Annotated in this window: 13 protein-coding genes, 1 tRNA gene and 1 pseudogene; 6 read left to right on the top strand and 9 right to left on the bottom strand. The window is 65.9% G+C overall.

Annotation, left to right across the window (positions count from 1 at the left end):
* Positions 1 to 92 precede the first annotated feature (92 nt).
* Positions 93 to 166, bottom strand: a tRNA-Gly gene (locus TZ00_RS04400).
* Between the two features lie 65 nt (positions 167 to 231).
* Positions 232 to 1,599, bottom strand: a complete 1,368-nt coding sequence (locus TZ00_RS04405) for an RDD family protein (protein WP_044439630.1) — start codon at positions 1,597 to 1,599, stop codon at positions 232 to 234.
* Positions 1,600 to 1,661: 62 nt separating this feature from the next.
* On the opposite strand from TZ00_RS04405, the gene dcd reads away from it, so the two are divergent.
* A complete protein-coding gene (dcd, locus tag TZ00_RS04410) occupies positions 1,662 to 2,246 on the top strand; it encodes a dCTP deaminase (protein WP_044440270.1) in 585 nt (194 codons plus the stop codon).
* An 84-nt stretch (positions 2,247 to 2,330) separates the two neighbouring features.
* On the opposite strand, the gene TZ00_RS04415 is transcribed toward dcd, so the two are convergent.
* Entirely contained in the window at positions 2,331 to 3,323 is a 993-nt protein-coding gene (locus TZ00_RS04415) for a LacI family DNA-binding transcriptional regulator (protein WP_084605915.1), read from the bottom strand.
* Positions 3,324 to 3,543: 220 nt separating this feature from the next.
* On the opposite strand from TZ00_RS04415, the gene TZ00_RS04420 reads away from it, so the two are divergent.
* The 5 genes from TZ00_RS04420 (at position 3,544) to TZ00_RS04440 (ending at position 10,258) form a co-directional block, all read left to right on the top strand.
* Positions 3,544 to 4,479, top strand: a complete 936-nt coding sequence (locus TZ00_RS04420; RefSeq protein WP_044439634.1) for a carbohydrate ABC transporter permease — start codon at positions 3,544 to 3,546, stop codon at positions 4,477 to 4,479.
* 1 nt (position 4,480) lies between these two features.
* Positions 4,481 to 5,428 (top strand): carbohydrate ABC transporter permease, encoded by a 948-nt coding sequence (locus TZ00_RS04425; RefSeq protein ID WP_044439636.1) that lies wholly within the window; start codon positions 4,481 to 4,483, stop codon positions 5,426 to 5,428.
* Positions 5,429 to 5,491: 63 nt separating this feature from the next.
* Positions 5,492 to 6,844: an ABC transporter substrate-binding protein gene (locus TZ00_RS04430; protein ID WP_044439638.1), complete on the top strand. Its 1,353-nt coding sequence runs from the start codon at positions 5,492 to 5,494 to the stop codon at positions 6,842 to 6,844.
* A gap of 71 nt (positions 6,845 to 6,915) precedes the next feature.
* The gene (gene arfA, locus TZ00_RS04435; protein WP_238579580.1) at positions 6,916 to 8,478 is read left to right on the top strand and encodes an arabinosylfuranosidase ArfA; all 1,563 of its coding nucleotides are present in this window, start codon (positions 6,916 to 6,918) and stop codon (positions 8,476 to 8,478) included.
* Positions 8,471 to 10,258: a glycoside hydrolase family 35 protein gene (locus tag TZ00_RS04440; RefSeq protein WP_044439640.1), complete on the top strand. Its 1,788-nt coding sequence runs from the start codon at positions 8,471 to 8,473 to the stop codon at positions 10,256 to 10,258. Before arfA ends, TZ00_RS04440 begins: the two co-directional genes overlap by 8 nt.
* A 19-nt stretch (positions 10,259 to 10,277) precedes the next feature.
* Here TZ00_RS04440 and mnhG read toward each other — a convergent pair whose 3' ends face one another.
* The 6 genes and pseudogenes from mnhG to TZ00_RS20575 all read right to left on the bottom strand — a co-directional run bounded on the left by mnhG (position 10,278) and on the right by TZ00_RS20575 (position 16,738).
* Positions 10,278 to 10,664 carry a monovalent cation/H(+) antiporter subunit G gene (gene mnhG, locus TZ00_RS04445; RefSeq protein ID WP_044439642.1) on the bottom strand — a complete coding sequence of 129 codons (387 nt, stop codon included), beginning with the start codon at positions 10,662 to 10,664 and terminating at the stop codon, positions 10,278 to 10,280.
* Positions 10,661 to 10,996 (bottom strand): MrpF/PhaF family protein, encoded by a 336-nt coding sequence (locus TZ00_RS04450; protein ID WP_044439644.1) that lies wholly within the window; start codon positions 10,994 to 10,996, stop codon positions 10,661 to 10,663. The genes mnhG and TZ00_RS04450 overlap by 4 nt, the downstream gene beginning before the upstream one ends.
* Positions 10,993 to 11,643, bottom strand: a complete 651-nt coding sequence (locus TZ00_RS04455; protein ID WP_044439645.1) for a Na+/H+ antiporter subunit E — start codon at positions 11,641 to 11,643, stop codon at positions 10,993 to 10,995. The genes TZ00_RS04450 and TZ00_RS04455 overlap by 4 nt, the downstream gene beginning before the upstream one ends.
* Positions 11,640 to 13,205, bottom strand: coding sequence for a Na+/H+ antiporter subunit D (locus TZ00_RS04460; protein WP_044440273.1), 1,566 nt, complete (start codon positions 13,203 to 13,205; stop codon positions 11,640 to 11,642). Before TZ00_RS04460 ends, TZ00_RS04455 begins: the two co-directional genes overlap by 4 nt.
* Before the next feature lie 8 nt (positions 13,206 to 13,213).
* Positions 13,214 to 13,663, bottom strand: a complete 450-nt coding sequence (locus tag TZ00_RS04465; RefSeq protein ID WP_044439646.1) for a Na(+)/H(+) antiporter subunit C — start codon at positions 13,661 to 13,663, stop codon at positions 13,214 to 13,216.
* Positions 13,660 to 16,738, bottom strand: a pseudogene (locus tag TZ00_RS20575) (Na+/H+ antiporter subunit A). Before TZ00_RS20575 ends, TZ00_RS04465 begins: the two are co-directional and overlap by 4 nt.
* Between the last annotated feature and the right edge of the window lie 96 nt (positions 16,739 to 16,834).

Here is a 16,834-nt window from a genome sequence, read left to right on the forward strand (position 1 = left end):
AGGGCGCGACCAAACCCGGATCACAATCACCGATTCAAGGCTGCTCAAGCCCACTCATGCGACGAGAAGCGCCGAATATTGCGACAGAACCGTGGAGCGGATGACGGGAATCGAACCCGCGCTATCAGCTTGGGAAGCTGAAGTTCTACCATTGAACTACATCCGCGTGGCCTGCGTTCCAGCGGCAGGCATCCATAGCCTAACCGACGATCGGCGGCGCGGCGCGAACCATCAGAGTCGCGCGACCTCGACCACGATGTCGTCGACAGCCTTGTCGTGCCAGCCGCGCAGCTGTTTCGTCTGATCCCAGTAGACGGATGCGTAGGGCAGCCAGGCGGTGAGGATGCTGCCGATCGTGAAGGCTGCGAGAATCACCTCGCGCAGCAGCGCTCGGCCGAATCCGATGGGGCCGGGCGACGAGAATCCGGTCACCTCGATGCGCATGATGCGCTTGCCGGGGGAGGCGCCGCGGGTGCCGACGAGCCAGACCACGACCAGGAGCCAACCGACGTTCAGCGCGGCCACGCCAATGAACGCCAGCGCGATGAGGAGTCCACCCGCGTCCGGGCTCGACGACGCCGACGACACCGCCGGCCACACGAAAAGCAGCGCGGCGGCGGCTGTGATGAGGATAGAGATGGCCCTGTCGATGAGGAACGCCCCCGCGCGTCGACCGATCGTGGCCGGCGTGCGCCCCGCGACCATCGTCGGAAGCGGGCGCCATCCCGGATCGCCCGGCGGCACCGGGTATCCGGCCGGGGCCGGGTACGTGGCAGGCACGGTAGCCGGGTATGCGGGCGTCGTGGCCAGCGGCGTCGGGGTGCGCGCCACGGTCTGTTCGTGCGGCGCTCCGGTAGGTGCCGATACCGGATGCGACGGGTCGGGTGCCCACTCGAACACCGGCACGGCCGCTGGCCGGGCGGGCGGCTCCGCCAGCGCGGGCGGCATCGAGACGACGAGTCCGGCGTCGGCGGTAAGCGCGGGAGCGGGCTCCTCGGCGACGGGCTCCGCGGCAACCTGCTCCGCGACGCGGGGCTGTGTCACGGGTTCGGGAGCCGGACCTGCATCCGACAGCGAGAACTCGATCGGCTCGGGGCGCGGATCGTCGGCGCGAACTCCGAAGCGGTCGGCGAGCTGAGTGTCGACGATCTCGCCGAGCGCTTCGAGCAGATCGACGATGCGCTCCTGCACCACAGGATCTCCGCTCGTCAAGGCGATCGACGCGCCCCGCGCATCCGACTCGACGGCAGAGGCGACGGCAGAGCCCACGGCGGCACCGGCGTCCCTCGAACCGCCGACCACGCGCATGCAGCTAACCCAGAGTTCATCGACCGTGCTCACGGTGAGCTTGTCGACGATCTCGCGCCCGATGCGCACGCGGGCGTCGCTGCCGAGTCGATCGAGAAGCGCGGGCCATGCCGAGCGCTGCGACTCGTCTGCGAGCACGGGGTATCGGCCCGCACGGATCTCGCCGAGCACCACGTTCTGCACACTCGTCAATAGAGCCGCCCAGAGCGGGTCGGATTCGAGCCCCGCGAACTCTGAAGGAAGTGTCGACCGCGCCGAGAGCACCCGGGAGAACAGGTCGACGGCATCCATTCGACCACCCTAGTGCGAGCCCTCATCAGCCCGGGAGGGTGTGCACTGGCTAGGCTATGGCCGTGCTGCTATCCGATCGTGACATCAAAGCCTCTCTCGACGAGGGCCGCATCGGCCTCGACCCCTACCAGCCCGAGCTGATCCAGCCGTCGAGCATCGATGTGCGCCTCGACCGCTTCTTCAGGCTGTTCGACAACCACAAGTACCCCTTCATCGACCCTGCCGAAGACCAGCCAGAACTCACGCGGCTCATCGAGACGAAGGCCGACGAGCCGTTCATCCTGCACCCGGGGGAGTTCGTTCTGGGCTCCACCTTCGAGCTCGTGACCCTGCCCGACGACGTGGCGGCGCGGCTCGAGGGCAAGAGTTCGCTCGGTCGGCTCGGGCTGCTCACACACTCGACCGCCGGATTCATCGACCCCGGATTCTCGGGTCACGTCACCCTCGAGCTGTCGAACGTGGCGACGCTGCCGATCAAGCTCTGGCCGGGCATGAAGATCGGCCAGCTCTGCTTCTTCCGCTTGTCGAGCCCGGCGGAGAACCCCTACGGTTCGCCAGCCTACGGCTCGCGCTACCAGGGCCAGCGCGGGCCCACGGCATCCCGCTCGCACCTGAACTTCCACCGAACAGACGTCTCGCGCGGCTAGGCCGAGGCGCGTCCGCTCCTGTTCGGGGCATCCGCTGCTGGTCGACCCGGCGCGGATGCACCTAGAAGGCGCGGATGCCTCCGGCTAGGCTCCGGAGGCAGGGGCCGCCGTGCTTTGGCGTTCGATCAGGGTCGTTGGGATGACGGCCACTCCGCGCGAGGTGCTGTTGCCGTCGATCTGATCGAGGAGCTTCTCGAGGCACAGCCGGCCCACGGCGCCGAAGTCCTGGTGAACGGTCGTCAGGGGCGGCCAGAATGAGCTGGCCTCCTGCATGTCGTCGAAGCCGACGACGCTGATGCGGCCGGGCACGGCGATGTCGTTCTCGTGAAATGCCCTCATCAGCCCAAGTGCCATCTGGTCGTTCGCCGCAAAGACCGCCGTGACGTCACCGCGTTTCGCAAGTTCGAGGCCGCAGAGGTAGCCGGAGTTCGTCGTCCAGTCGCCGATGAGAACCTCAGGTACGTCGGCGCCTGCCGCGACCAGAGTCGCCTCCCACGAGTCGCGGCGACGCGACGCACTGAAAGAGCCTTCCGGCCCTGACACGTGCCAGACGGTTCGGTGACCGAGCTCGAGCAGGTGCCGGGTGGCGTCGCGGGCTCCTGCCGCCTGGTCGGTGTCGACGACGCTGTACTTGTCGCCCGCGTCGGAGTCGACGATCACCACGGGCAGGCCCGTGGGCAGCGAGACGTCTGAGCGGTCGAGGATATGGGACTCGACGATCACGATGATGCCGTCGACGGCGTGCTCACCGAGACGATCGAACGCCCCGAGGAGTTCCACCTGGGTGGGCAGGGCGATGGGGATCAGGGTGATGGAGTAGCCGGCCTGCGCGGCGGCGGTCGCAATCGCGTCGAGAGTGCGCATGTTGCCGAAGGTCGACAGGGTGAACATGATCACGCCGATCGACTTGAACCGGCCCGTCTTGAGGGCTCGCGCTGCGCTGTTCGGGCGGTAGCCGATCTCGTTCATCGCCGCCACGACCCTGTCTTTGGTCGACGGATCGACATTGGTCAGGCCGTTCGCCACCCGCGAGACGGTCTGGGCGGAGACTCCCGCGATCGCTGCCACGTCGGCCATCGAGGGGCCGCGCGGGGGGCGCTGTTGCGCATCTAAGACGACATCGTCTGAGCGAGGGTTCACTGTTCTCCGGAATCTGCGCGATTAATCACAGCTGAGCGTGCCACTTGTTTACGTAAACATGCTAGCGTGATCGAATCGTGTTTGCGTAAACATTCCGAAGCTAGAGGATGAGCGCTCACTCCCGACGCGAGACTCAAGAGAAGAATGAGAAAGTGAAATGACGACGGTGTCACAGAATCGGCCCACGGCGGTCGCGCCGCGGTTGGGCCGAGGTTCCGCTCCGCACAAGGCAAAGCGGGATTGGACAGGCTGGAAGTTCATCGGCCCGTTCATGCTCATTTTCGCGTTCGTCCTGATCGCTCCGGTGGTGTACTCGATCTACCTGAGCTTCTTCAAGGATCAGCTCGTCGGCGGCAACTCCTTCGTCGGGTTCGCCAACTACATCCAGGTACTCGGCGACTCCAAGTTCTGGGAATCGCTCGGCCGAGTGTCGATCTTCCTCGTCGTGCAGGTGCCGATCATGCTTCTGCTGGCGCTGTTCGCCGCGCTGGCCATCGATAGCGCCCGCCTGCACTTCCCGGCGTTCTTCCGCATCAGCATCTTCTTGCCCTACGCCGTGCCGGCCGTCGTTGCGACGCTCATGTGGGGATTCATGTACGGCGTGCGCTTCGGCCTCGTCGCCAACATCAACGACTTCTTCGGCATCTCTCTGCCCGACCCGCTCTCGAACAGCTGGGTACTGGCGTCGATCGGAAACATCGTCACGTGGGAGTTCGTCGGCTACAACATGCTGCTCTTCTATGCTGCTCTTCGGGTCATTCCGACCGATCTCTACGAGGCGGCCGAACTCGACGGCGCCAACCATCTGCGCATCATCCGCAACATCAAGCTGCCGGCCCTCCGCCCCGCCATCGTGATCGGAACGATCTTCTCGATCATCGGAAGCTTCCAGCTCTTCAACGAGCCGAACATTCTGAAGCCGCTCGCGAAGAACACCATCGTCACGTCGTTCACGCCGAACATGTACGCCTACAACCTGTCGTTCTCGGGTCAGCAGTACAACTACGCGGCCACGATCGCGATCATCATGGGCGTCGCCACCGCGGTGATCGCCCTCGTCGTTCAAAACCGCGGCTCGCGAAAGGAGGTCTGAGATGACCCAGGCCACAATTTCCGTTCCGGCAGCAGATGCCCGGTCCAGCAAGCGAGCGTCGTCGCGCGCCACGAGGCACACCCGCTCGCTCAAAGGTCGTGGCGTGCACCAGCGCCGCTCGATCCTGCTCACTGTCGTCATGGCCGTTATGGTCGTGTACGCGCTCTTCCCCCTGTTCTGGCTCTTCGTCAGCTCGACCAAGACCCAGTCGGAGCTGCTCAGTTCATTCGGCCTGTGGTTCAGCGGTGACTTCTCGCTGTTCGACAACATCGCGCAGACCCTGACCTACGGCAACGGAGAATTCGTTCGCTGGTTCGGCAACACGCTGCTGTATGTCGTGGTCGGTGCGGGCGGTGCCACCCTCCTCGCTGCTCTCGGCGGCTACGGCCTCGCCAAGTTCAACTTTCCCGGCAAGAAGGTCGTCTTCGCCGTCGTGCTCGGGGCGGTCGCCATCCCGGGCACTGCCCTCGCCGTGCCGACCTTCCTGATGTTCAGTCAGCTGGGCCTGACCAACACACCCTGGTCGATCATCCTGCCCTCGCTGATCAGCCCGTTCGGTCTCTATCTGATCTGGACCTACGCCCTCGATGCCGTGCCGACCGAGGTGCTCGAGGCTGCGCGCATGGACGGAGCCGGCGAGATGCGCACGTTCTTCACGATCTCGCTGCGCCTGCTCACCCCGGGCATCGTCACGGTTCTGCTGTTCACCGTGGTGGCCACCTGGAACAACTACTTCCTGCCCTTGATCATGCTGTCGGAGCCCACCTGGTACCCGCTCACGGTCGGGCTCAATCAGTGGAACGCACAGTCCCAGACCGTGGGAGGCGACGCGATCTACAACCTCGTCGTCACCGGCTCGCTGCTCACGATCGTTCCGATCATCGTGGCGTTCCTGTTCTTGCAGAAGTACTGGCAGTCCGGCCTCTCCGCCGGAAGCGTCAAGGCGTGATCCGTATACCTACCCATCCCCAGCATCACCTGTTCAACACCACAAGGAAGTGAAAGGCACATCATGACGATTCGCAGCACACGACGCCTCCGCAGGGGCGCCGCAGCTCTCACCGGCGTTCTCGCCCTGGGCCTCGCGCTCTCGGCCTGCTCCTCGGCAGGCGGAAGCGCCGAGACCGGCAACGCCGACGACATCGCAAAGGCTCTCGACACCGAGACCACAATCACGGTGTGGGCCTGGGCGCCCGCCGTTGAGCAGATCGCCAAGGACTTCGAGAAAGAGCACCCGAAGATCACGGTCAACGTCGTGAACGCCGGTACCGGCAACGACCAGTACGTGAAGCTGCAGAACGCGATCAAGGCCGGATCGGGCGCTCCCGACGTCGCCCAGATCGAGTACTACGCCCTGCCGCAGTTCGCGCTGAGCGACTCGCTCGTCGACCTCAAGGGCTTCGGTTTCGACTCCTTCTCTGACAAGTACACCGACAGCACCTGGAATTCGGTGAACCTCGACGGCGGCGTCTACGCCCTGCCGCAGGACTCCGGCCCCATGGCGCTGTTCTACAACAAGGCCGTCTTCGACCAGTACGGCATCGCCGTGCCGACCACCTGGGATGAATACGTCGCCGCCGCCAAGCAGCTGCACGCCGCAGACCCCACGAAGTACATCACCAACGACACCGGTGACGCCGGCTTCACGACCAGCATGATCTGGCAGGCAGGCGGCCAGCCGTACAAGACCGAGAAGTCCACCGACGTCTCGATCAACCTGCAGGACGCCGGCTCGAAGAAGTTCGCCGACACCTGGAGTGAGCTCGTCGAGGGTGGCCTCGTCTCGCCCATCACCTCGTGGAGCGACGAGTGGTACAAGGGGCTCGGCGACGGCAGCATCGCCACACTCACCATCGGCGCCTGGATGCCCGGAAACCTCGAGTCGGGCGTCGCGCAGGCCTCCGGCGACTGGCGTGTAGCCCCCATGCCCACATGGGAGAAGGGCCAGGCGGCCAGTGCCGAAAACGGCGGAGGCGGCGACGCGATCCTGAAGCAGAGCAAGAACAAGCTCGCCGCAGCCGGATTCCTGCAGTACATGAACGAGGGCGACGGCACGCAGACGTCGATCGCCAAGGGCGGTTTCCCCTCCACGGTCGCCGACCTCAACAGCGACGCGTTCCTGAACTACGAGAGCCCCTACTTCGGCGGCCAGAAGATCAACCAGGTTCTGGTTCAGTCGTCGAAAGACGTGGTGAAGGGATGGCAGTACCTGCCCTTCCAGGTCTACTCGAACAGCATCTTCAACGACACCGTTGGCAAGGCCTACGCGAACAAGTCCGACCTGAACGCCGGGCTCGAGGCATGGCAGAAAGCCACGGCTGACTACGGCAATGAGCAGGGCTTCACGGTCAAGGCCGGTAGCTAGCTCCTTCTCCTGTGGCCCCCGTCAGTGCGCTGGCGGGGGCCATCCTCACGCATACCCGAAAGAGAATCTTCGTGGCCCACGCCCGCGTCATCGTCACCCCATCCGACATCATCGCCCCGGTGTCGTCCCGCCTGTTCGGCTCCTTCGTCGAACACATGGGCAGGGCCGTGTACACGGGCATCTATGAGCCGGGCCACCCCACAGCGAACGAGCAGGGGTTCCGCTCAGACGTGCTCGAACTGGTACGGGAACTCGGGGCCACCGTCATTCGTTACCCTGGCGGCAACTTCGTGTCGGGCTTTCGCTGGGAAGACAGTGTGGGGCCGGTCTCCGAACGACCCACGCGCCTCGAGGTCGCCTGGCACAGCGTCGAGAGCAACGAGGTGGGGCTCCACGAGTTCGCCGAGTGGGCCGAAACGGCCGGTGTCGAAGTGATGAACGCGGTCAATCTCGGCACCCGCGGCATCGAAGAGGCAGCCTCGCTTCTCGAATACAGCAACCACCCTGGTGGTACGGCGCTGGCGGAGCAGCGCCGAGGCAACGGACGCGACGAGCCTTTCGGCATCACCCTCTGGTGCCTCGGCAACGAGATGGACGGTCCGTGGCAGATCGGCCACAAGACAGCGGATGAATATGGCCGGCTCGCCGCCGAGACCGGCCGGGTCATGAAGTGGATCGACCCGACGATCGAGCTCGTCGCCGCCGGAAGCTCCAACGCCGACATGCCCACGTTCGGCACGTGGGAGAAGACCGTGCTCGAGCACGGCATCGACGTGTTCGACCACATCTCGTTGCACGCGTACTACGAGGAGAACGGCGACGTCGACAGCTTTCTCGCATCCGGTGTCGGACTCGACCGCTACATCCGCACCGTCGCCGACATCATTCGCGAGACCCTCGACGCGCACGGCTCCGAGCGCACGATCGGCATCAGCGTCGACGAGTGGAACGTCTGGAACCAGACCCGGTTCAACGAAGTCGACAAGCCGCCGCTCTTCGCGGGGGATTGGAACGAGCATCCGCGCATCATCGAAGACGAATACACCGTGACCGACGCTGTTGTGGTCGGCAGCCTGCTTATGTCACTGCTGCGCAACTCCGATGTCGTGAGCATGGCCAACCTCGCCCAGCTCGTGAACGTGATCGCCCCGATCCGATCCGAGCCAGGTGGGCCGGCCTGGCGACAGACGACATTCCACCCGTTCGCCTTGACCGCGCGCTTTGCGACCGGCGACGTGGTGAGCACGCGGGTCTACTCGGATCTGCAGCACACGGCCGGGTACGGTGACGTCTCCCTGCTCGACGCCGTCTCTCTGAACGATGGTGATGAGCTGACGATGCTCCTGGTGAACCGCTCGACGACCGAGCCCCTCGCGGTGGCGATCGACGTCGAGGGCGCGCCCATCGCATCCGTTCTGTATGAGCGCACGCTCGGTGTGCCGGCCGACGGAGATCGGCGCTCGAGCAACACACAGGCTCGACCGGATGCCGTGCTTCCGCTCGACCTCGGCATCGTCACGGTCGACGGCGGCGGGGCTCAGGTCGTTCTGCCCGCGCTGTCGTGGTCGATCGTGCGGTTCGCAACTCGTCGACCTTCGCTGACCGCCTCGACCCGAGGGAAAGACAATGCCTGACTTCCGCATCGGCGACGCCGACTTCCTTCTCGACGGTGAGCCGTTCCGCATTCTGTCGGGCGCGCTGCACTACTTCCGCGTGCACCCCGATTACTGGGCCGATCGCATCCACAAGGCGAAGCTCATGGGCCTCAACACCATTGAGACCTACGTGGCGTGGAACGAGCACTCGCCGCAGCGCGGCACGTTCGACACGAGCGGCGGCCTCGACCTGGGCCGCTTTCTCGACCTCGTGGCGGCGGAGGGCATGTACGCGATCGTGCGGCCCGGCCCGTTCATCTGCGCCGAGTGGGACAACGGTGGATTTCCCGGCTGGCTGTTCAGCGACCCTGACGTGGGCGTGCGCCGTGACGAGCCGCTCTACATGGCGGCTGTCGCCGAGTACTTCGCCGAGCTGCTGCCGATTGTGGCGTCGCGCCAGATCGACCGCGGCGGCCCCGTCATTCTGATGCAGATCGAAAACGAGTATGGCGCCTACGGCAACGACAAGAGCTACCTGAAGAAGCTCGTCGAGCTGACTCGAGCCGGCGGCATCACGGTGCCGTTCACCACCATCGATCAGCCCACAGACCAGATGCTGGCCGACGGCAGCCTGCCCGAACTGCACAAGACGGGATCGTTCGGCTCGCGCGCGGCCGAACGGCTCGCCACACTGCGTTCGCACCAGAAGACCGGACCACTGATGTGCGCCGAGTTCTGGGACGGCTGGTTCGATCACTGGGGCGCGCATCACCATGTGACTGACGCCCAGGATTCGGCTCGCGAACTCGACGCGCTGCTCGCGGCGGGGGCATCGGTGAACATCTACATGTTCCACGGAGGCACCAACTTCGGCTTCACGAATGGCGCGAACGACAAGGGCGTATTCCAGCCCACTGTCACGAGCTATGACTACGACGCGCCGCTTACCGAGTCGGGCGAGCCTGGCGAGAAGTTCTGGGCGTTCCGTGAGGTCATCGCGCGCTACGCTCCTGTTCCCGAGGAGGTTCCCGACGCGGCTGGCCCGGCGCCCGACATCGAGGTCGTGCTCGACGAGCGGGTGTCACTGTGGGATGCCGCGGGTCGGCTCGGCGAGACCGTCACCGTCGACGCGCTGCCCACGATGGACGAGCGCGCGCAGTTCCGAGGCTTCGCGTTGTACACGGCTGAGATCGATGCGGCGGCGGATTCGGACGCCGACGGCGGCCGAGTTCTGACCGTCGGTGAGGTGCGCGACAGGGCACAGGTTTTCGTCGATCGTGCCCCCGTCGGCGTGCTGCAGCGAGACCATCACGATGCCAGCCTCACTCTGCCCGCCGCGCCCCGCGCAGCCTCGCTCTCGATCCTTGTCGAAGACCAGGGGCGAGTGAACTACGGCCCCCGCATCGGCGAGCACAAGGGTCTCATCGGGGGAGTATCGATCAGTGGCGAGAACGTCACCGGCTGGAGCGTGCTCGAGCTCGACTTCGACGCCGTGGTGTCAGACGTGCCGACGGGCCTTTATGAACCGATCGAGAACGGCTCCGCCGTATCCGGCCCGTCGTTCGTGCGCGGCACCTTTGCCGCACCCGCCGACACCGATCTCTTCTTGAGCACCGACGGCTGGGGCAAGGGGCAGGCGTTCGTGAACGGCTTCAACCTCGGCCGCTACTGGAGCCGCGGCCCGGCGACCACTCTCTACGTTCCCGGTGCGCTCGTGCGCGAGGGTGACAACGAACTGGTGCTCTTCGAGTTGCACGGTGCCGCCAGAAACGTGGCGCGTTTCGTCGCTGCTGCCAGTCTGGGCCACACCGACTACTGACGCCGTGAGGAACGGGTCGTTACTGCGGTCTGGTGGCCGGGTCTGTCGCCAGGTCGTGGCTGGCCCGATCGACCACGTCGGCCAGCTCGTCGGTGAGCAGCAGCTCGCGGCGCAGGTGGCGGGTGCGGTAGGCGGCGCGGCCGATCATGTGCGCGGCCACGGGAGCCGTGAGCATCTGGAACAGCATCACCAGGATCAGTGTCGAGATGGTCGCCCAGTTGCGCGCCTCGAGGCCCACGGCGAGCAGGATGAACGCCAAGCCCGCGATCTGCGGCTTGGTCGCCGCGTGCATACGAGAAAGCGCATCGGGAAAACGCAGGAGCCCGATGCCGGCCGCGAGGCTCAGCAGGGCGCCGATGAGCAGGCACGCCGACGAGGCTACCTCGAACCAGGTGTCTACGGTCATTTCTCGCCTCCCGCCAGCTGGTCGAGCGAGGGATCGAGTGGTGAGGTGCCCTCTTCTGCCTTGTTCGCCTCAGCGTCTTTCTGCTTCGTCGCGAACCGGGCCACGCTGACCGAGCCGACGAAGGCGAACATGGCGAGAACCAGCGCCACGGGCAGGGTTCGCGTGTGGTGGTTGTAGACCATCTCGGTTCCCAGTACGCAGATGAGGGTCGAGAGCAGCATGTCGGCGGCCACCATGCGGTCGAGGATCGAGGGGCCGCGCCAGATGCGCACGACGGCGAAGAGGGCGGCGGCGGCGAACAGTGCGCCGGCGATATAAACGACGATGCTCATTCGGGGTAGCCTCCTTCGCTCGGATATTGTTCGACCGGAATGATCGGATGTCGCTCTTCCCACGCGCGCTGGCGCCGCCCGGAGACGATAGGACCGAGAGACCGCTCGGCTCGTGACAGATTGACGCGGCGCACATCGTCGCGCGAGCCGATCGCGCGAACGATGCGCTCTTCGACCGCGATCACGTCGGCGCGGGCCTTCTCGACGTCGGCCGGCGTCTCGGTGCCGAGAACGTGCAGATAGAGGATGTCGTCCTGCCGGTCTGCCTCGACCACCAGCGACCCGGGCACGAGCGAGACGGCCAGTGCAGTGAGCGTGAGGCTCAGATCGGATTTCGTCGACAGCTGCACAGCGACGATGGAGCTCGTGGGCACGCCGCGCGGATCGACAGCCAACCACGCCACCTGGAACGATGCGCGCACCAGATCGAACGCGAAATGCGCGATGAAGATGACAAGGCCCAGCGGATTGACCCGGTCGGGCAGCTCGACCGGCGGCAGGTAGAACACGCGGGTCACGAGCAGGGCGAGCAGGATGCCGGTGACGACGCTGAGCACGGACACCTGATCCCACAAGAGGGTCCAGAGAACGACGAGCCACAGCAGCAGCGGAACCTGCCGCCAGATCGAGCCCTTCACCCCGCTCACGAGACGCCTCCTTCGGGGAAGACCAGCGAGATGTAGTCTGCGGGACTTTCCAGGGTCTCCGCCGCGCGGGTGGCCATGGAGTAAAGGGGGCCCGCGAAGACGGTGAGGGCGACGCTCACCGTGACCATTGCCACGGTCGCTCCGATCATGATGCGGGGCGAGGCTTTCGTCTCCTGAACTGCGGAGGTCTCCTCAGGGGCCTCCTCGATGCGGTCGAGTGCCGGCGACTCCTCTTCGTGGGCCTCGCGCTTCGGCCGCCAGAAAGCGAGGCTCCACGCGCGCATCAGGGCATAGAGCGTGAGCAGCGAGGTGAGCGCGCCCGCACCGATGAGCACCCAGATGAGCGGCGATGGTGTCTGCGCTCCGGCCTCGAACAGTCCGAGTTTGCCGATGAAGCCGGAGAACGGCGGGATGCCGCCGAGGTTCAGGGCCGGAATGAAGAACAGTACGGCGATGACCGGCGATGCCTTGAGCAGACCGCCGAGTCGATTGAGAGCTGTCGTTCCGCCCTGTCGCTCGACGAGTCCGGTGGCCAAGAACAGCGTGGTCTGCACAGTGATGTGGTGGATCACGTAGTAGATGGTGGCCCCCATTCCGGCCACCGTTCCGATCGCGATGCCGAAGATCATGTAACCGATGTGACTGACCAGCGTGAATGACAGCATCCGCTTGATGTCTGATTGCGCGACGGCGCCCAGGATGCCGATGACCAGGGTGAGCAGCGCGACGACGAGAAGCACCGTCTGCAGAGTGTTGCCGGGAAAGAGGACCGTCTCTGTGCGGATGATCGCGTAGACACCGACCTTGGTGAGCAGACCCGCGAACACCGCCGTGACCGGAGCCGGAGCCGTGGGATAGGAGTCAGGAAGCCAGAAAGACAGGGGGAAGACGGCCGCCTTGATGCCGAAGGCCACGAGCAGCATGATCTGAAGCACGAGCTGGATGTCGGCCGGCAGCTCGCCGAGGCGCACCGACAGCTGGGCGATGTTCACGGTTCCGGTGGCGCCGTAGATCATGGCGATCGAGGCGAGGAACAGCATCGACGACACGAGGCTCACGATGATGTAGGTGATGCCGGCCTTGATTCGAGCCTGGGTTCCGCCGAGTGTGAGCAGCACGTAGCTCGCCACGAGCAGGATCTCGAAGCTGACGTAGAGGTTGAACAGGTCGCCCGCGATGAAGGCGTTGAACACTCCGGCGGCCAGAATCAGGTAGCTCGGGTGGTAGATCGACACCGGCGTCTCGCGATCGCCGTCGGCCATACCTTGACCCACCGAGAACACGAGAACGCACAGCAGCACGATCGACGAGATCAGCAGCATCAGGGCTGAGAGTCTGTCGACCACCAGCACGATGCCGAATGGGGCCGACCAGCCGCCGACCGTGACGGCGTGGCCCCCGGTCTGGTCGGTGAGGTAGACGAGCACGGCGCTCGTGAGCACCACGAGCGACAGCACGGTGATCGAGAACGTGACCTGCAGCTTCGGTCGGCGGCCCGCCACGAGGGCGCCGGCGGCGCCGATGAGGGGAAGGAGAACAACGAGTGGAATGAGTGAATTCATCAGTGCGTTCACGATGTCTTCGCCTCCGCTCGCCCTTCGAATTCGGTGTCTTCGCCCGAGCCGTCTTCGGCCTCGCTGCTCTCCTCGTCGTCGATGGAGCTGTCTGCGCCGCCCACGGCCACATCGGCCTCGTCGCTGGTCACGACGTCTGCCCGTGCGATGCGCCATGAGCGGTAGATGAGGGCGAGCAGGAAGGCGGAGACACCGAAGGTGATGACGATGGCGGTGAGGATGAGCGCCTCGGGCAGCGGGTCGTGCATCTCGGATGGCTCGACGCCGTCGGCCACGATCGGTGCAAGGCCCGCCGGCCCCGCGATGATCAGGATGAGCAGGTTGGTGGCGTTGCCGACGAGCAGGAAGCCCAGGAGCATGCGGGTCATGCTGCGGCCGAGAAGGAGGTAGACGCCGCCCGCGTACAGCACCGCCATCAGCAGGATCAGAACCAGGGAGGCGCTCATCGGGTGCTCCTCTCGGTGGCGTTGGCGGTGGCGGGCGTGTCGGGCGTGGGCTCGTCGGGTGTGTGGCTCAGCGTGTTGACCTTGTGGGCACCGGGGATGCCGTCGTCGGGTGAGCTTTCGTCGCCGTGATCTTCTTCTTGCTGCCTGTCGATCTCTGCGCCGAGGCTGCGGAGGATGTCGAGCGCGAGACCCACGACCACGAGATAGACGCCGATATCGAACAGGGTCGAGGTAACGAACTCGAGGTGGCCGATCACGGGCAACTCGGCCTCGAACCAGGTGGAGGTAAGCGCGTCGACGCCGAAGAAGATCGGCACGAGAGCAGTGCCGCCCGCGAACAGAACACCGAAGCCGAGCAGCTTTCCGGCATCGATGGGGGCGGCCTCACCGAGTTCGAAGCGGCCGGCCGCCAGATAGCGGGCCACGAAAGCGAGCCCGGCGACGAGGCCTCCGGCAAAACCGCCGCCGGGAATGTTGTGGCCGGCGAACAGCAGATAGACCGACACGATGATGGCCGAGTGGAACAGCAGGCGCACGACAACCTCGAGAATGATCGATCTGTTCTCGGGCGCGAGCGTCTTGCCGGCAAGCAGCCATGGCGTGCGCTGGTTGCCTTTCTCCTGTGATGGAGCCGCGCCGTCGGGAGTCACGCCGGCGCTCGCCGTCGCCTCGATCGGAGCCTGCGCCATGCGCTTGCGATGGGCGAACCAGCGCGGTCGCTCGGTCTCGGGCCCGAGCCGTGGCATGTCGCTGCTGCGGCGAGAGAGGAACACCAGGCTGGCGACACCCGTGGCGGCCACAACGAGCACGCTCATCTCGCCCAGGGTGTCCCATCCGCGGATGTCGACCAGCAGCACGTTCACGACGTTGCGCCCGTGCCCGCCCTCGTAGGCGAGCTCGGGGAATTTCAACGAGATGGGTTCGGCGATACGCGAGCCGAGCGCGACGACGGCGACGACAGACATCAGGATGCCGACACCCACGCCGATGACGGCCCGCACGATGCGGTGCCGGCGGCCGTGATCCTGGCCGATGGCCGACGGCAGTCGGCGCAGCACGAGCACGAAGGTCACCAGGGTGACGGTCTCGACGAGCGCCTGCGTCAGTGCGAGGTCGGCGGCGCCCCTGCAGGGCGAAGAGAGCGGCCATGCCATAGCCGGTGACGCCGACCAGCACCACGGCCATAAAGCGCTTGTGTGCTCGGGCGGCGGCGATCGTGGCGACGCCCATAACGATCGCGATGGGCAGCTGCGCCGGCGAATCCCAGATTCTGAACGAGCCCGGCAGCTCGCCGACCAGCGCGAGTGCCGTTCCGACGGCCGCCACGAGAACGACCAGGATCGTGGCCACGTAGATCGGCAGCGAGCCGGTCTGGGTCACCCGGGTGAGGCGCACGGCGCCGCGGTCGACGAGGTGCACAACACGGCTGTAGCCGCGGGCGGAGTCGATCAGCGACGGCACGCGGCTCTGGATGGCGGACACCCGGGTGCGTGCGGCGAAGAGTGCGAGCCCGAGAACGAGGGTGACGGCCGAGATGCCGAGGGCCGGCTCGAGACCGTGCCAGAGGGCGAGGTGGGCCGCATCCGGGGCCTCGCTCGAGACGGCCAGAGCCTCGCCGCTGAGCGGTGGAACGGTGTCGGCGTAGAGGCCGAAGAGGGGATCGAGCAGCGGGGAGGCGATGCCGAGGCCGAGGCTCGTGAGGGCCAGAATGGCCGGCGACATGAGGAAGTCGACGTGCTCGTGCACGAACTCGGCGGGCTCGACCCCGGGCTTGCGTGCGAACGCTCCCCACAGAAAACGCGCGGTGTAGGCCACAGTGAGAACGGAGCCGAGGGAGACGCCGATGAGGGCGACGAGACCGAGGGGAGCCCCGTGCTCGGCGTCTTCGAGCAGGGCCGTGAACGTGGCCTCTTTCGCGACGAAGCCCAGCAGGGGAGGTAGCCCGGCCATCGACGCAGCGGCGAGCGTCGCGACGATCGCCAGGAGCGGAGCCTGCCGCCCGAGCCCGCTGATCTTGCGCAGGTCGCGGGTGCCGAGACGGTTGTCGATGATGCCGACCACAAGGAACAGGGTGGCCTTGAACAGTGCATGCCCGGTGATGAGCGTGATGCCGGCGAGGGCGGCGTTGCGGGTGCCGTAGCCCACGACGACGGTAAGGAAGCCGAGCTGGCTGACGGTGCCGTAAGCGAGCAGCAGCTTGAGATCGTGCTGACGCAGAGCCCGCCATCCGCCGACCAGCATGGTCAGCACACCGATGCCGACGAGCAGCGGCCGCCATCCGGGAGTGTCGCCGAACGCGGGAACGAGCAGCGCGATCAGGAAGATGCCGGCCTTCACCATCGCCGCCGCGTGCAGATAGGCGCTCACCGGAGTCGGCGCGGCCATGGCGGAGGGCAGCCAGAAGTGCAGGGGGACCTGGGCCGACTTCGAGAGCGCACCGACGAGCACAAGAAGAACGGCGACAGTAATGAGACCGGATGCCTGCGGCGGGTCGGCGACGATCTGCGACACCCGCGTGGTGCCCGATTCGACGGCCAGGATGACGACGCCCACCAGCATGGCGAGGCCACCAGCCGTGGTCACCAGCAGAGCCTGCAGGGCCGCACCGCGGCTCTTGCGTTTCGCGGTGTACTGGCCGATGAGCAGGTAGGAGAAGACGGTGGTCGCCTCCCAGAACATAAAGAGCATGTAGATGTCGTCGCTGACGACGAGACCGAACATGGCGCCGGCGAAGGCGAGGAGCACGCCGCTGAAGCGGCCCAGGCCGTCTTCGCCGCGCCGGAAGTAGCGGGCGCAGTAGAGCACGACGAGTGCTCCGACGCCCGTGACGATGAGTGCCATCGTGAGCGACAGGGCATCGAGCCGGAACGCGAAGGCGAGGTCGAGCTGCGGAACCCACGGATGCAGCTCAGTGGGCGTCTCGCCTCGGGTGACAGCCGGGATCTGGAAGAGAAGCCAGGCGAAAACCGTGGCTGGAACGACCGCCGCCACCACGAACATCCGTGGGCCGAAGCGGGCGGTGAGTGACGGCAGAACGAGCCCGGCGAGTGCGAAGCCGAGGAGAGAGATGATCATTTCGGCTCCCCCAGATTATTAGCCGGGGAACGGTTCGCGCCCGGTCGCAAGCGGCCGTGTGGAGTTCCAGTCTACCGGTGCGAGGGAGTTGAATGC

It is taken from the genome of Agreia bicolorata (assembly GCF_000938265.1).
Classification (GTDB): domain Bacteria; phylum Actinomycetota; class Actinomycetes; order Actinomycetales; family Microbacteriaceae; genus Agreia; species Agreia bicolorata.

Coding starts and splice junctions, on each gene's coding strand:
- TZ00_RS04405 (WP_044439630.1), bottom strand. CDS start 1,599: ATGGATGCCGTCGACCTGTTCTCCCGGGTGCTCTCGGCGCGGTCGACA.
- TZ00_RS04415 (WP_084605915.1), bottom strand. CDS start 3,323: ATGGCCGACGTGGCAGCGATCGCGGGAGTCTCCGCCCAGACCGTCTCG.
- TZ00_RS04420 (WP_044439634.1), top strand. CDS start 3,544: ATGACGACGGTGTCACAGAATCGGCCCACGGCGGTCGCGCCGCGGTTG.
- TZ00_RS04425 (WP_044439636.1), top strand. CDS start 4,481: ATGACCCAGGCCACAATTTCCGTTCCGGCAGCAGATGCCCGGTCCAGC.
- TZ00_RS04430 (WP_044439638.1), top strand. CDS start 5,492: ATGACGATTCGCAGCACACGACGCCTCCGCAGGGGCGCCGCAGCTCTC.
- TZ00_RS04440 (WP_044439640.1), top strand. CDS start 8,471: ATGCCTGACTTCCGCATCGGCGACGCCGACTTCCTTCTCGACGGTGAG.
- mnhG (WP_044439642.1), bottom strand. CDS start 10,664: ATGACCGTAGACACCTGGTTCGAGGTAGCCTCGTCGGCGTGCCTGCTC.
- TZ00_RS04450 (WP_044439644.1), bottom strand. CDS start 10,996: ATGAGCATCGTCGTTTATATCGCCGGCGCACTGTTCGCCGCCGCCGCC.
- TZ00_RS04460 (WP_044440273.1), bottom strand. CDS start 13,205: ATGAATTCACTCATTCCACTCGTTGTTCTCCTTCCCCTCATCGGCGCC.
- TZ00_RS04465 (WP_044439646.1), bottom strand. CDS start 13,663: ATGAGCGCCTCCCTGGTTCTGATCCTGCTGATGGCGGTGCTGTACGCG.